The sequence below is a fragment of the Lacticaseibacillus parahuelsenbergensis genome (genome assembly GCF_030770265.1).
Classification (GTDB): Bacteria; Bacillota; Bacilli; order Lactobacillales; family Lactobacillaceae; genus Lacticaseibacillus; species Lacticaseibacillus casei.
Window position 1 is genome coordinate 2,614,641 of sequence record NZ_CP132482.1, and the last position, 15,212, is coordinate 2,629,852.

The window sequence follows — 15,212 nt, forward strand, 5'->3', positions numbered from 1 at the left end:
GAGTGGGATGAAAAAATATAGCTTATGGAACAACCTGCGCTGGTACATCAAGTATCTGCGTAAAGACAAGCCTTCCTTAGCCTGGACAGCAAGCGGTCTGGCCATTGATAAGGCCGCAGCCGCTTTGCTGGGCGTTTTTACGCCGGCGCTGTTGGTCGGAGCAATTACCGGACACGCGACATTAGGCCAATTTGCTTGGCTGGCAACATTAACCGGATTGGGACTCGCTCTGACCAGTGAAATCGAGTACCTGTTGCTGACCCATGACAGCGTCTCAAGTTCCGTATTGCGCGGTGTTATCGAAATGGATTTTCATCAAAAGCAATGGGATCTTGACTACGACCAGATCAGCAGCGGCAAACTCCAAGGGCTAGCCCACACCGCATTCGAAAAAGGGCTGAGCAACACATATGCCGGAGCCGAAGCTATCTATCTGTATGGCCGCGGTACGCTAGTGGACCTCACAACGCTAATCGTGTTCCTAGCGACGTTGTCATTTGCCGTTCCGTGGATCTTTGCACTGGTCCTGGTCAGTGCCGCCATCAGCTATGCCGGCATGAGTTGGTACCGCCACTGGTATCAACAAAACAATGTCAAGTGGAACAAGCTAGGACGCCAGCAAGATTACATTACGCGCAACGCCTACGCTTTGGAAAATGGTAAAGATATTCGCATGTTTGGCATGGCAAGCTGGTACCATCACCACCTTGATCGCTTGATTCAATTGCAAGATGCCTGGCAGCGACGTAACTCGCTGCGTCGTTTTCTAGGAGAACAAATCGGTCAACTTGCCGGCTTGCTACGCGATGCCATTGTCTATGGCACCTTGATTGTGGCAATCATGCGCGGCAGTCTTTCCATCGCCCAGTTCACTTTAATGTTTGGGATGACCAATAGTTTCATCACCTTATTGGATCAACTTTTAGACGACTTCGGCAAGTTGCAAAATGCCAGTCTCGACTTGCAGGAACTCCGTGATTTTATGAAACTGCAACCGCAAACGCCAACCCGCACACTCACGGAAACGGAGCAGAAGCTGTTAGCAAAACGCCCTGTCACCATCACGTTTTCGCACGTCACCTATCAATATCCAGGAGCCAAAAGTGCCAGTCTTAAAGACGTCAGCTTCACATTGCAGGCCGGACAGAAATTGGCGATCGTCGGCATTAACGGCGCCGGAAAATCAACGCTCGCCCGCCTCATGATGGGCCTATTGCATCCAACCAGTGGCACCATCACCATCAACGGGCTAAATGCCAATCTTTTGCCACTAGCAGAACGTTTTGCTTTATTTGCCCCTGTCTTTCAGGAAACCATTATTCTTGCCCAGAGTTTAGCCAACAATGTTGCCATGACCGAGCATCCGGATCTAAACCGGGTCACAACTGCATTAGCCGAGGCTGGCTTGGGAACCTTCGTCAAAACGCTACCGCAAACAACTGCCACGCCGATGACCCGTTATACCAGAGATGACGGCGTTGAATTATCCGGCGGCCAGGCGCAGAAGCTCATGCTGGCAAGGGCACTGTATAAAGATGCGCCCGTCCTGATTTTGGACGAACCAACTGCCGCACTGGATGCGATTGCCGAAAATGAGATTTACCAAGACTATGCGCAGCTGGCGGCCGGTAAAACTTCTCTGTTCATCTCCCATCGATTAGCATCAACCCGCTTTTGTGACAGCATCCTGTTTATGGATCATGGCCAGGTACTCGAATCTGGGACTCATGAGCAGCTCATGGCAAAGGGCGGCCGTTATGCCCAAATGTACCAAATCCAAAGTAAGTACTATCAACCGGACGCAAAGGAGGTCGCAGTCAATGACAACTTCTAAAGATTCAGAAAAAACCATGCCAAAACAAACTGTTCATCGGGCCTTGCGGGTGGTGCGTGTGATTCAAAGTCTCGACCCGCTTGCGATCCCGGTCGAATTTCTCCGCGCATTGACAACTGTCGGCATCCCCTACCTAAACATCGCTTTCCTTGGCTTGGTGCTTAATCAATTACAGCAACGCGCAACGTTCCGGCGGATGGTGCTTCTTGTCGGCCTATTCCTAGCCATTCGCTACCTGCTTCAATTATCGAGTCAATGGTTTGCTAAATTAGCCGAAGATCATGAAAGCGGCGTTAACAGGCGGCTCACCCGCGCAACAACCGAGAAATTGTTGACGGTGAGTTATACCACCCTTCAGGATCCAGATATGCGTAAACAGTATGCCGGCGCTCAAGCCGGGCAAACTTTTAATGGCGGTATGACTTCACTCATGACAAATGGTATGCAAGATTTCTTTTCGCTAATCATTGCGATTGGCTTCGGTGTTGCTACTTTGATCAGTCTGGCACGGGCAACTAACCATGTAACAACCTGGCTGAACGACTTTCGCTATCCACTATTGATTTTGGCGCTACTCATCTTCCCGATTGTCGTTGGAAGCTGGAGTATTCACCACAGTAATCAGATTCAACAAGAACTGATCAGAAAAATCATCCCAAGCAATCGCCGATTTACGTACTTTTACCACTTCACGGAAAATATGGATAATCATGAAGTTATTCGCCTTTATCAAGCAAGCCACTTAGTCATGAACAATGAACGCAATGACAACAACGAATTCTTTGGCCAACTTAGCCACGGTTATTGGCAAATGGCCAAGTTCGGTCACTGGCCAAACCTAGCCATTGCGTTGTCGGTCATTGGCTTGTACATCCTGGTTGGCGCCAAAGCGTTAATGGGTATCATCGCTATTGGCAGCGTCATGATCGCCGTCGGATATTTTCAGCAACTGATGACCGCTGCCTATCAATTTCTACAGCAAGTCGGCATGTACATCAACATGGTCGATTACCTGCAATTCTACGCTGATTTTCTTTCTTTACCGGATCACGATAAATCCGGCACACTTCCGGTTGAAAAGCGCAACGACAACGAATTTGCCATTCAATTTCACGATGTCAGTTTCAAGTATCCCGGTAGCGACCAGTGGGCCTTGCGTAACGTCAGCCTAACGCTGAACATCGGTGAACGGCTCGCATTGGTCGGCCGCAACGGCAGCGGCAAGACGACGTTGATCAAACTGCTCGTGCGCCTGTTTAAACCCACTGAAGGCACCATCACGTTAAACGACATTGACATCCAGAAATACGACGAAGACGAATACCGCAGTCTGTTAGGTGTCGTTTTTCAGGACTTCCGCCTTTTTGCTTACAGCATTGCGGAAAATGTGGCCGCCACGACTGATCCAGATCGGGCGCGCGTTTGGGAAGCCTTGAAGGTTGCGGATGTCGCCGATCGCGTCAAGCGGATGCCGAAAACGATCGACACGCCGATCACCACAGCCTTAAGCGATGATGGTGTGACCGTTTCCGGCGGCGAAGCGCAGAAAATCGCCATCGCCCGCGCTTGGTACAAAGATGCGCCGATCATGATTCTGGATGAGCCCACGGCAGCGCTCGATCCGATTTCCGAGTATGAAATCTATCAGCGTTTTGACGAACTTATCGAAGGCAAAACAGCCATTTATGTCTCACACCGGATGAGCTCCACCCGCTTTTCACAACGCATCGTCGTCCTTGATCACGGTCAAATCGTCCAAGATGGTACCCACACCAGCCTCATGGCGCATCCGGGTATTTACCGGGAACTATTCAACGCCCAGGCACAGTATTACACGGAAGACCGCATCAAAGCGGCTCGGAAAAAGGTCGCGGCTACCACGACGGCAGTGGCGGATTAGCGGTTTACGTTTGGCATTACTTTTTCTGCCACTGAAAAAAGAGGCGAGTGAGCTTCCAGTTACTCGCCTCTTTTGATATGCACCTTTCGAATTAGACCTTAATCTCGGTACTAAAACTACAAAGAGCGTGTAAAGCTTACTTGACATTTCGCAAAAATGCTAATATGATCACCATGTAAAGTAAGCTTTACAAAAACGGGGTGATATTTCTGAAAAACCGAATTGAAGCACTGCGAAACCAGCATCAATTAACTCAGCAAGACCTAGCTGATCTTTTAGAGGTATCGCGCCAAACCGTCAGTTCCTTGGAAAACGGCAGATACAATCCTTCATTGGGACTTGCGTTTAAAATTTCGCGCGTTTTTGACTTACCTATTGAACGCATCTTCTCAGATGAACGCACTGACCGACAGTAATCTTCCGTAGACTGCCACTCATCCCTCTTATTTCCCTGTTAAAAGAGGCGACTTTATTATGAAAAAAATCGTACACGCAGTTCCCAAAAGTGGTTGGCTTGCTTGGCTAGGCGCTTTCGCATTTGCCATATTGTATCGTTACGTCAAAACCTCTGTTCCGGAGAATATTGGCAAGATTCTTTTGGTTTTAACAGCGCTATTGGTTGGTTACGCCATATTCGCTACTCAACGCCAATCTGAGCAGCGACAACTAAAAAAATTTCAGCAAGGCTCGCCTTCAGATAAGCGGATTGCAAATGAAATGACTGACGAACGAAACCAAATGATCATTGGAAAAGCAGCGGTCATTGCGACCAAATTGCTGGTGTATTTGAACATAGCTGGCTTGTTTGTTCTGGCTGGTCTGAACGCCTCCTCCACTGCCATGATTGCTTTGGCTGCGTATACCTTTATGATTCCAATCCTCAACCTGTTGATTCAAGCACATTTGAACCGCGTGCTATAGCCGTTAGCAAAGCATTCAAAAAGGACACCGACAAAAGTTTTTGCCGCGTGTCCTTTTTGAATTATCTTGTTTAACCAACCAAGCTGCCGTTTTGTAAATTCTCGGAAACTTCCAGCAAGGTGATCTTCTTACCATCCAAGCTTTCGGCTGATAGCAACATACCCTCCGAAATCTCGCCCTTCATTTTTCGCGGCTTGAGGTTCACGACTGCCATGACTTTCTTGCCCTTCAATTTCTCGTAATCAGGGTAGAATTCACGAATGCCTGACAGGATCTGGCGCGTGCCCTTATCGCCGGCATCGAGGGTGAATTTCAGCAACTTGTCCGCACCCTTGACCGGTTCGACATCGAGGATTTCTGCAACTCGGATTTCACTCTTATCGAATTGTTTGAACTCAATTTCCGACTTGCGGCTCTTCTCATCGACTGCTGCTTTAGCCGTGCCTGGGGTCATCTGGCTCTTGATATAGGCAACTTCTTCTTCAGCATCTAGCCGCGGGAAGATCGGTGTGCCTTGTTCAACCACTTTGGCACCTGCAGGCAATGCACCCCACTTGACGATTTTGTGATCATCATTTTCGTGGTCTAAGCCCAATTGGCCAAAAATCTGCAGTGGCGCATGGGTCATGACCGGCTGAATCAACAAGGCAATCAACCGCAAGCTTTCGGCTAGGTGTGCCATGACAGAGTCAAGTTGATCCTTTTTGGCCGGATCCTTAGCCAACTTCCAAGGCTCGGTTTCGTCGATGTACTTATTGGCACGGGAAACGATCTTCCACACCTGATCCAACGCATCCGAGAAGCGCAACTCGTCCATCAGCTTGTGATACTCGGTCAAAGCCGCTTCGGCCACATCGCCAAGCTCTTTGTCGAATGGCGTCACATCCGGCTTGAAGGTTGGCAAAACGCCGTCTTCATATTTATTAATCATCGCAATGGTGCGATTCAACAAGTTGCCGAGGTCATTGGCCAAATCATAGTTGATGCGATCAATGAAGTCTTCCGGCGTGAACAGGCCATCATTGCCAAACGGAATCGCCCGCATCAGGTAATACCGCAAAGCATCCAGACCGTACCGTTCCACGATCATATCCGGATAAACGGCATTGCCTTTTGACTTACTCATTTTCCCGTCGCGCATGACCAGCCAGCCATGGGCGTAAATTTTCTTCGGCAATGGCAGACCCAAGGCCATCAAAATGATCGGCCAGTAAATGATGTGGAAGCGAACGATTTCCTTACCGATCAGCTGCACATTAGCCGGCCAATACTTGTCAAACAAAGCGTGGTCGTTGCTACCGTAGCCAAGTGCCGTGATATAGTTCAGCAAGGCATCAACCCACACGTAAACCACGTGCTTCGGATCAGACGGAATCTGAACGCCCCAGTTAAAACTGGTACGGCTCATCGCCAGATCTTCAAGCCCCGGCTTAATGAAGTTGTTGATCATTTCCGTTTTACGCGAAGCCGGCTGCACAAAATCAGGATGCTCGTCATAATACTTCAGCAAGCGATCCGTATATTTGCTCATCTTGAAGAAGTAGCTTGGCTCATGAACCAGCTGAACCTCATGACCGGATGGCGCCTTCCCGCCGACAACCTTGCCGTCTTTATCCCGATAGACTTCTGACAATTGCGATTCGGTGAAATATTCCTCGTCTTCAACCGAGTACCAGCCCGTATATTCGCCAAGGTAAACGTCACCCTGCTTAATAAGCCGTTCAACAATGGTTTGAACCGCTTCAACGTGGGCTTTATCCGTCGTCCGAATGAATTTGTCATTGGTGATCTCAAGGGTCTTCCACAACTGTTTGATCTGCGCCGCCATGCCATCGACATAAGCTTGCGGTGTCACACCCAGTTTATCGGCTTTTTGCTCAATCTTGAGGCCATGCTCATCCGTCCCGGTGAGGAAGAAAACATCATAACCCATCAATCGCTTATAACGCGCCAAAACGTCTGCTGCGATCGTGGTATACGCATTGCCGATATGTAGTTTGCCAGATGGATAATAAATCGGTGTCGTCACATAAAAAGTTGGTTTGCTTGCCATGCAAGGTGCCTCCCGTACTTTAATTCAGAATGAGTCCAGTATAACAGAGTATGAGCAGACTTGCTCAAAAATGGCGAATAAGTGGCTGCCTCACAACTACCATCAATCATTCGCCGCCAGCCAATGATCCAGCACATCAATAAACTCATCGTGCTGGTCCAGCAGCGCCAAATGCCGGCTATTCGCAAACAGATGCCATTTTGCCCCTGGAATGTGATCCACTACTGTTTTTGCAATCAACGGTGTGCAAAGGTCGTCCGTGCCACTGGTGACCAAGACCGGAACGTGAATTTTATGCAGCTGATCGGTGACATCAAAATCGCTAATCGTCCCGTTTTCGGTAAACTCATTGGGCCCTTCAGCAATCAAACTGGCCCGTTTGCCGTTGGTCGGGCGCCGCAGCGGCTCAGGCGAGTTCTCGTCAGGGTCATCCCAGCAATACTTCTCCATGTACCGGTCATTGGCGGCCAGATACTTGACGTTTTTAAAATCCCTGGTCCGTTCAGCTTCGGCAATTGCTTCCCGGTCTTCATAACTCAGATACTTGATCAGGCGATGCTGCTCCTGCACCCACAGCTTAATCGAAGCCGGTGACCCATCAATCATGACACTCTTAATGCCTTGCGGGTCAAAGCTCGTCAGATAATACATCTCCAACATGCCGCCCCATGACTGCCCCAGCATATGAATCTCGTCCAAATGCAAAAATTTGCGCAACGCAATGAGTTCTTCAGCCCATGTCTCTTTGACGTAAACGGCCGGATCCTCTGGCAGCGATGACTTACCGCAACCGACTTGATCATACATAATCAGTTGCCGACCGGTCGCAGCATAATCGTCCATGAGTTCAAAATAATTATGCGAGGACCCGGGCCCGCCATGAATTAACAACAGCGGTGCCTTATCCGCGCTGGGTTCACCCACAATCCGATAATACGTTTTGTACTCATGAAACGGCATGTAGCCCTCTGTAATCTTCATAGCAATCCGCCTTTCGAAGCAATGATGCGCCAAAGCCAGCGATTAAAATTTGCTGAACTATTTTGGTGAAAACAATGTGTTTACCGTGATTGTACTACACCAGTACCAGACTGTCAGACCGAATTCGGCGCTGCCACACAAAATCTAAAACAAATCCAGTTGCCGCGGCGCCAATCCGGGAAAATCCAATCCCAGCATGTCAATGAATGCTTGGGCATTCGCGGCAGCATCATGTCCGCCATTATTGTTGAAAATAACGGTGACGTTTTTACTTTTGAGATGGTGCACAATGGTGGCAAACTGTTGCAATTCTGCTTGGCTATAGCGATAATTCGTCCGTTCTGTGGTTTTGGCACCGCTCTGACCCCATGCCTGATTACGGCCATGCAGGCGCAGAATCGTTAAGTCGGGATTCGTGGCAATTGGCACCAGCGGAACGGAACCGCTTGTTGTCTGAGCTTCATCCACAACGACATGAATATCGCCTGCCGCCTGCAATAACCCAATCGTGGCATCACGATAGGCCGGCAGATACCAACTGGCATGCCGGAATTCGACCGCAACTGGCAAATCCGGCAGCCACTGATTGAGATTTTGCAGATACCGGACATTTTCCGCCGTCACGCCAAAATAAGGCGGAAACTGGCACAGCACCGCCTGCAGCTGATGCGCTGCAACTAGGGGCGCCACCATATCATTAAAACGCGAAAATTCCGCAACCAGATCCTGTGTGGCTTCGTGCTTGGTCATGAGCTTACTGGCCTTCACAATAAATTGAAAGCTCGCTGGCACCTGCGCCTGCCACCGCCGAATCTGCTCCACTGTTTTCAACCCATAGAAAGTCGTATCCAACTCAATCACCGGAAAATATTGGGCATAGTCCGCGAAAGTACTGCGTTTACCATTTGCTGCAATGCTCGGATGATCGGCCACACTGGTTAAGCCGACGTTAATCATGGCGCTCACCGTCCGTAATCTGAAATTTCTGTAGCACATCGCCGGTAAAATACGATGCATAATCATGCTTCTCGCCATTCAAAGCGTATCGCAATAACGGCTGCAAATCCGGTACCAATCCCGGATTATCCGCCAGCAACCACTCCTTGGAAAAGGTCGCCAGAATCCCTTCACGAGTCGCTTGCGGCATCTGAAGCCGATCGGACGTTTTCCCGAGAAAGGCATAGAGCTCACCGCGAAGTTCGCCATCGACATGCCAAAAAACGCGCCCCACACTGCGCAATTCGTGCGCCGGGATGATAATGTGGCTCTCTTCCTGCAATTCACGCGCCGCACAGACAGCCGGCGTCTCGTCAGGCAGAAACTTACCACCGAGCGTATTCCACATGCCACGATAAGGCGGATTCGTGCGGTTAATCAACAGCCAGCCAGTGGGCGTCTCAACCGTCACCAATGTATATTTCTTGACCATGTGCATCCCCTTTTCAAAAATGATCTGCTTAAGGCAGTTGAAGCAAAAAGGCGCCGGGTCGGCGTCTTTTAAAAGACTTCGGTATTGCTACCGTAGTTGATTATTTCATTTTTTCGAGTGTGTCCTTGATGATGCCTGCCGAATGGACGTACTTCGCCCGCTCGTCATCGGTCAATTTCAATTCCGGTGTGTTGACGACACCGAGCTTGCCGATGGTTGCCGGATGGCCGATCGCAATGCCGAATTCGGGATCGTAATTGGCGCATGGGAAAATCCGCTTGGCATCGCTGATGATCGCCTGGGTCATTTCGGTTGCGATGGTTGCAATGCCATAACTGGTGTAGTGCTTCGCATTGTAAATCTTCCAACCGCCAGCCCGCGCTGCATCAGCCAGCTGATCGTAATCCACTTTGGCGTACTCTGCGATCGGTTCATTATTGACCCGAACCGTTGACCACGCCGTGAACTGAGACTCACCGTGTTCGCCCATGTTATAGCCACGAACATCCGCAACATTCACATGCAGCGTCTCGGCAACCGCGCGCCGCATCCGATAAGTATCCAACGATGTGCCAGTGCCGATAATCTGGGACTTCGGCAAATCAAGCAAGTACTGCCAGTAGCTGGTCACCGCATCGCAGGGATTCGTAATATCCAGCAAGACACCATGGAAACCGGACGCCTTTAGCTTCGGTGCAACATCATCCAGCGCCGCCTTGGACGTTTTAGTCTCGCCGATCCGATCGCCATTTGAAATCGCACCGATATTACCAACTGCAGAAATCACCACATCAGCGTCTTTCAACGCATCGTAATCATTGACCACAATGTCGGTATACGTCGGCAACCCGCCTAACGCATCCTTCAAATCGTAACTTTCGCCTTCAGCCAATTCGGCTTTCTGGTCAATTAACACCAGTTTATCTGCAATACCTTTGCTGACCAAATTGAATGCCGTCGTCACACCGACATGGCCGATACCAATGATACCAATCGTTCTTGCCATATTAAAAAATCTCCTTTCATCATAACGCGTTCGCCAGCCCAGAAACCTGCGTGTAAGGACCTCGGTCGCAATGGCCTAAGACCGGGCCATCACGCCCGAGGCCACTTACACTCCGGTTTCTAACCGGGCTGGCTCACGCTCACTCACTCTTTTGGACCACGTAATAGATGTCGCTCAACACGCTGGTCCGGAATTGCCCACAACAATAACATTAACAAGTCCAGTATGATCGTTAATGGCGGCCAAAGCAAAGCCAAAATCATCGCGATAAACGCCATGACAATCGAACCGACCGCTTTCCAGTCATGCTGATGGCCGTATAGCTTCACCAACGCCGAGGTCGGGCCGTTGACATGTCGCAGGGTGACGACCAAAAGAAGGTAACTGACATTCGACATGAGTACAACAAAACCATAAATCAGCTCCGGTCCGAATGCATCCACATGCCCTTCACCGACCCAGCTGGTGGCAAACGGAAACATCGAAATGGCCAGCATAAAAAACGAATTCGCCCACATCACACGCCAGTCGATCCGATTCACCAACTGGAACAAATGGTGGTGATTGTTCCAATAAACAATCAGCGTCAGAAATGAAACTAAATAAATCCCAAACCTTCCTCTTAATGCCCAAAGCGACGCCAGTGAGCCACTGTGAGGTGGATTTAATTCCAACACCAAGATCGTTAAAATAATCGCGATGACCGCATCGGTAAATGCTTCCAAGCGTCCTTTACTCACCGTCAAATCCCCTTTTTGTCATGATTATCCGTGACTAGACGTGCAACTTGGCAAAAACGTCAACGGCATCCCCCAAGACCATCTGCGCCCCTTCCGGCAAAGCAATCCGTTCACGGTTCACGGCCACAATCGTTGCATCCGGTTGTGCATAGCCAATTAACCCGGCAAATGGATAGACAACAAAGCTTGTCCCCACGACAATTAGCAAGTCCGCCTGCGCAATGGCATTAATCGCCGCACTTACCGTATCCGGATTAATCGGTTCACCGTACAAGACAATGTCCGGCCGTAAAATACCGCCGTCTTCTTCATGTACGTCACTTTTCAAATACGTTTGATAGTCAAATTGTTTGCGACAGATTTGACAATAAATCCGATAAAGATTGCCATGAAATTCCACCACATGTTTGGCGCCGGCTTTACGATCAAGTCCGTCAACATTTTGCGTGACGATCGTACCTTTTTGATTGGTAATCGCCGCCATTTTTTCATGAATGACATTCGGCTTGGCATCGGGATAATACATGTTCTCGACGACAAATTTATGAAAGTCCTCGTGATGGGCCTGCAGATTATCAATCGATAACGCATACTCTGGGTCAACCTTGTCGGCATATAAGCCGCCTTTTGATCGATAATCCGGAATTCCCGAAGCTGTCGAAACGCCTGCGCCGGTCATAAACGTAACCCGTTTTGCTTGATCAATCGCGGTTTGCAAATCAAACATCGTTTCCATCTCCTAACACGCTGAACAGCGCAACATTCTTAACGAAAAATTCACCTCACACCAGGCAAAACGTTTAGCTTGCCCGCCAGTCACCAATTAGTGAAACTGTCACTATCGCGCTGGCTGATTTGGAACAAGTTCGTCACCCTAGGCGTAAAAGGTGTAATATTATTTATAAGAAACATTGTAGAAAGGGGTCTTAATACCATGAAGTCCTTTCGGTGGTCGCACTTTTTTAGTTATTTGTTTATGATCCTAGTCCTCATTTTCTTCCTTTTCGTCTTCTACCAGGTTGTGATGCTTGGTATTCAGTCCGTGACTAACGGCTTCTTCATTAATTTTGGCCGGCATTAACGGATGGTAAAATCGAGACCATACTTCGTCAGAACGCTGTCTAGCGGCTGTTGATACAGCTGTTGGAAAGCTTCTGGCGTTGTTTCTTTTTCAGGCAGTGGCAGCACAAACGCATTTTGGTCATCGCTGCGCCCCATTGCGACATAGGCAGGTTGTTTCGTGTCCCGATCGCGGTAGCTGCTGTGTTTGATGAGGTAAACCTGATCGAGTGTGAGCCGCAGTTGTCGCTTCGACAAAACCGGCGACACCGTGGCAAATTCATGGTCATTGGTCGGCTGGTAGCCTAACTTCTCAATTTGGGCATCGAAACGCTCAAACAGGTGCACAATCGCCCGGCGCAAGCCAAATGGTGAAGCAAGTTTCTGTTCGTCTAGTAAGCTGAATAGTTCTTGGGCATACGGCAACGCTTGTGGATACGCGCTTGCCAGCTCATCGGGTAGCTGCCCGTCCAAAAAGCCTAAAAGATCCAGCAACGACAGAATACGGTAAATCACCAGCTGATCATCAGCTTCGGCTGGCACATTCTGCTTGAAGCCTGCCAACACCTGCGCAACCACCTTGTCTGTCAGCAAGCCATGTTCCCGCTGCCAAGCAACCACCAGCATATGCACCGCAGCGTTATACAGAGCGGTACTCGTGGCATAAAGCTGATCATCCACTTGCGGATCGCCGCTCAGCAGATGAAATTGCAACTGGGGATAGCCTTTCATCTGGAACAATAAGTGAAGCAGTTCGTGACTTAACGTGTACGCCACATTCGTTGTATCGGTCACAACCACCTCTAGCGTACCATCTTTTTTCAGGCGCTGATGGCTTTGATCATGGGTCAGCACGCCGCTTGCTTCACCGTTAATTGCTACTTCCAGCGGGTGATCGTAGTGACTTTTAACTTCATCAAGTAATGCCTGGACATCTTTTTGCATGATTATTCAAAACTCCTTGTTATGGCTCAATTCGGTCTGTTTGATCTTCTTGCGGCAATAAAAATATTTTTAATCCGAAATTGGCTTTCGTAATTTCAATCTACTATCATAAAGGTAGCGATAAAAGGGAGGAAATTCAAATGAAACTATCCGTTCCACTTGTCAATGGGATGCTGGCTGATCGTTATGGCAAGTATGCCACTGGCGCCGATGTCAAAAATGGTTACCCGATCACGAGTTTTCCATTTACGATTGAAGATGCTCCGGAAGGCACTGTCAGTTTCGCACTTTGGCTCCTCGACTATGACGCGGTTCCGGTCGGCGGATTGCCGTGGATTCACTGGAATGCGGCAAACATTCCTGCCAATGTCACGTCGATCCCGGTTGGCGCGAGTCACAGCGATCAGATTCCAATGGTTGAAGGCAAAAATGCTTCTGCAGGGCACTTGGTTGGTAACACTGATCCATTTACCCAGCAGGGCTATGTAGGGCCACAGCCGCCAGACAAGAATCATGATTATACATTGATGATTTTTGCTTTAGACACCAAGTTACCACTGCAACCCGGCTTCTGGTTGAATGAAGCCCGCCATGCAATGAAAGGCCATGTTTTGGCTAAAGCTGAGATTGATTTGCCATCGCGGGTTTAAGCGACTGCCTGTGGCAACCGTGCTCAGATGCTAAGACACCATTCACAAATACAATATAAAAACGGGCATACTTTCTGCACTGCAAATCGAGTGTGGAAAGTATGCCCGTTTTTTCACCAAGAATAATTAGTTACGGTGTTTAAGATTATAGTGCCAATGCGGAGCAATCGTAGGCCAGATGAGCCTCAGTGGTGACATTGTTGTTGGTGGGGCGCCTTTTGCCCCGCCTACAACAAGGCCGAGCTTAGAGACTCTGCCGCTTTTGCAGAGGCTCTAAGTCGTGCCCACCACGTTCCAGGCTCAGATGGCCGGAGATTGCGGAGTTTGGCACGACATGGAACTTATAGCCTAAGCTTCCTTTGTCCTCTTTTATTTCACCCACCGTCACCAGTATTCATCCACAACGCACCGGCGCCGACTGCAGCCAGCACACCGATGCCGATGATGCCGACTAACGCAAATTTGAAAATGGCAAAGCCGCCGAGTGCAAAGAGTGCCAAGCTGATAAATGGATGGCGCAAAATCGCACCTAACAGTTTAATTACTAAGAACAAGATAATGATCACCGCGACAATGGCACCAATTGTGATGGCGCCTGTCAACGTGTGACTGCTTTGGCCAGTTTGATCACTGACCAAGATATTAGGCAACATGAGGCCACCTCGTTTCTAACTTACCAAGTTGCGGTTATTAAAACTGACTCCGAATCCACTGGGCAATACCGTTAAAGAAACTAACGATGCCATCCCAGATTTTCTGCAGGAAATTCCGGTTTTCTTCAGTGTTTAGGCTTTTATTGAGCTTATCAAACAGCCCTTTTGCCGAATTTTGAATTGAATTGGCTAATTTGCTTGCCTGTGCCTTGAAATCGGTATTCTTTAAGGAACCGGCTTTTTGCACATTCACCAGCAAATTAATAATCAATTGACGTTGGTTATTGTTGATAATGGTCGTTAAATTATTCTGCTTAAGCTGGCTGTCCACAATATTACCGATTTGGTTCTGGGACAAAGTTTGCTGGCCATTGTTACTTTGGGTCGCCATTTGCCGCTTGGCACCGGCAACGGCATTATTGAGCTGCTTGTCCGAATAGCCGTCTTTGTCTTTGTTGGCTTGGGTAATCGAACTAAGCGTGTTAACTTCCTGCTGGGCAGCGTTGATTTGTTGATTGTTGAGGTTGTCGCCGTTTTGGGCAAACGCCGCATAGACCCCAGCTAACGCACCGGAACCGTCAATTTTAACGGCACTGGTAATATACAGGTTGGCGTTGCTGACGCCCGCCGTTAACGCGGCATTGCGATATTGGTCAGCCGTAATGGTCGTAATGTTATTTGTACCGTTATACGGCACAATGGTGACATTGATCCCGCCATTATTGGTTTTTTGCACCAACGCACTCGACCAAACGCCGGAATTTTCGGTGAACGAGCTGCCCGAAGGATTGAGATACTTCACTAAGGTTGCGCCATTGACCGTTAGTTGACTGGCGTTGGAAACACCCGCGGCATTTTGCAGCGTGCTGAGCGTCCCGCTTTTTTGATCGCTTGTCAGTGAGGCGCCAAGCGTGGCCACCGGTTGCGACCAGGTATCCGCCCGCACCACGCGTGGCGCTGTTGTTAATAATGCCAGACCGGCTGTAGCCAACCCCAGCCATTTGATCAATTTTTTCATAGCTCAAAACCATCCTTTAGATT

Annotated in this window: 15 protein-coding genes; 5 read left to right on the forward strand and 10 right to left on the reverse strand. The window is 49.0% G+C overall.

Annotation, left to right across the window (positions count from 1 at the left end):
- The first annotated feature begins 7 nt into the window (after positions 1–7).
- The 4 genes from LACPH_RS12230 to LACPH_RS12245 all read left to right on the forward strand — a co-directional run bounded on the left by LACPH_RS12230 (position 8) and on the right by LACPH_RS12245 (position 4,655).
- The gene (locus LACPH_RS12230; protein WP_274785084.1) at positions 8–1,834 is read left to right on the forward strand and encodes an ABC transporter ATP-binding protein; all 1,827 of its coding nucleotides are present in this window, start codon (positions 8–10) and stop codon (positions 1,832–1,834) included.
- Positions 1,821–3,734: an ABC transporter ATP-binding protein gene (locus LACPH_RS12235; RefSeq protein WP_274785085.1), complete on the forward strand. Its 1,914-nt coding sequence runs from the start codon at positions 1,821–1,823 to the stop codon at positions 3,732–3,734. Before LACPH_RS12230 ends, LACPH_RS12235 begins: the two co-directional genes overlap by 14 nt.
- A 209-nt stretch (positions 3,735–3,943) precedes the next feature.
- Entirely contained in the window at positions 3,944–4,150 is a 207-nt protein-coding gene (locus LACPH_RS12240; protein ID WP_306387715.1) for a helix-turn-helix transcriptional regulator, read from the forward strand.
- Positions 4,151–4,208: 58 nt separating this feature from the next.
- Complete coding sequence (locus LACPH_RS12245; protein WP_274785086.1) at positions 4,209–4,655, forward strand: hypothetical protein; 447 nt, start codon at positions 4,209–4,211, stop codon at positions 4,653–4,655.
- A gap of 70 nt (positions 4,656–4,725) precedes the next feature.
- On the opposite strand, the gene metG is transcribed toward LACPH_RS12245, so the two are convergent.
- The 8 genes from metG to LACPH_RS12285 all read right to left on the reverse strand — a co-directional run bounded on the left by metG (position 4,726) and on the right by LACPH_RS12285 (position 12,868).
- Positions 4,726–6,708: a methionine--tRNA ligase gene (gene metG / locus LACPH_RS12250; protein WP_274785087.1), complete on the reverse strand. Its 1,983-nt coding sequence runs from the start codon at positions 6,706–6,708 to the stop codon at positions 4,726–4,728.
- Between the two features lie 102 nt (positions 6,709–6,810).
- Positions 6,811–7,689 carry a proline iminopeptidase gene (pepI, locus tag LACPH_RS12255; RefSeq protein WP_274785088.1) on the reverse strand — a complete coding sequence of 293 codons (879 nt, stop codon included), beginning with the start codon at positions 7,687–7,689 and terminating at the stop codon, positions 6,811–6,813.
- A gap of 144 nt (positions 7,690–7,833) precedes the next feature.
- Positions 7,834–8,646: a DUF72 domain-containing protein gene (locus LACPH_RS12260; RefSeq protein ID WP_274785089.1), complete on the reverse strand. Its 813-nt coding sequence runs from the start codon at positions 8,644–8,646 to the stop codon at positions 7,834–7,836.
- Positions 8,639–9,118 (reverse strand): NUDIX hydrolase, encoded by a 480-nt coding sequence (locus tag LACPH_RS12265; protein WP_274785090.1) that lies wholly within the window; start codon positions 9,116–9,118, stop codon positions 8,639–8,641. The genes LACPH_RS12260 and LACPH_RS12265 overlap by 8 nt, the downstream gene beginning before the upstream one ends.
- Before the next feature lie 100 nt (positions 9,119–9,218).
- Positions 9,219–10,124 carry a lactate/malate family dehydrogenase gene (locus LACPH_RS12270; protein WP_025012808.1) on the reverse strand — a complete coding sequence of 302 codons (906 nt, stop codon included), beginning with the start codon at positions 10,122–10,124 and terminating at the stop codon, positions 9,219–9,221.
- Between the two features lie 143 nt (positions 10,125–10,267).
- A complete protein-coding gene (locus tag LACPH_RS12275; protein ID WP_306387040.1) occupies positions 10,268–10,864 on the reverse strand; it encodes a TMEM175 family protein in 597 nt (198 codons plus the stop codon).
- A 34-nt stretch (positions 10,865–10,898) separates the two neighbouring features.
- A complete protein-coding gene (locus tag LACPH_RS12280; RefSeq protein WP_274785092.1) occupies positions 10,899–11,591 on the reverse strand; it encodes an NAD-dependent protein deacylase in 693 nt (230 codons plus the stop codon).
- A gap of 350 nt (positions 11,592–11,941) precedes the next feature.
- Positions 11,942–12,868 (reverse strand): hypothetical protein, encoded by a 927-nt coding sequence (locus tag LACPH_RS12285; RefSeq protein ID WP_049172903.1) that lies wholly within the window; start codon positions 12,866–12,868, stop codon positions 11,942–11,944.
- Positions 12,869–13,008: 140 nt separating this feature from the next.
- Here LACPH_RS12285 and LACPH_RS12290 point away from each other — a divergent pair, with 140 nt between their 5' ends.
- A complete protein-coding gene (locus LACPH_RS12290; RefSeq protein WP_010490934.1) occupies positions 13,009–13,518 on the forward strand; it encodes a YbhB/YbcL family Raf kinase inhibitor-like protein in 510 nt (169 codons plus the stop codon).
- Positions 13,519–13,892: 374 nt separating this feature from the next.
- Here LACPH_RS12290 and LACPH_RS12295 read toward each other — a convergent pair whose 3' ends face one another.
- Together LACPH_RS12295 and LACPH_RS12300 are read right to left on the reverse strand one after the other, a co-directional pair.
- Positions 13,893–14,171, reverse strand: a complete 279-nt coding sequence (locus tag LACPH_RS12295; RefSeq protein ID WP_049172801.1) for a hypothetical protein — start codon at positions 14,169–14,171, stop codon at positions 13,893–13,895.
- Positions 14,172–14,208: 37 nt separating this feature from the next.
- Entirely contained in the window at positions 14,209–15,189 is a 981-nt protein-coding gene (locus LACPH_RS12300) for a DUF1002 domain-containing protein (RefSeq protein WP_274785093.1), read from the reverse strand.
- Between the last annotated feature and the right edge of the window lie 23 nt (positions 15,190–15,212).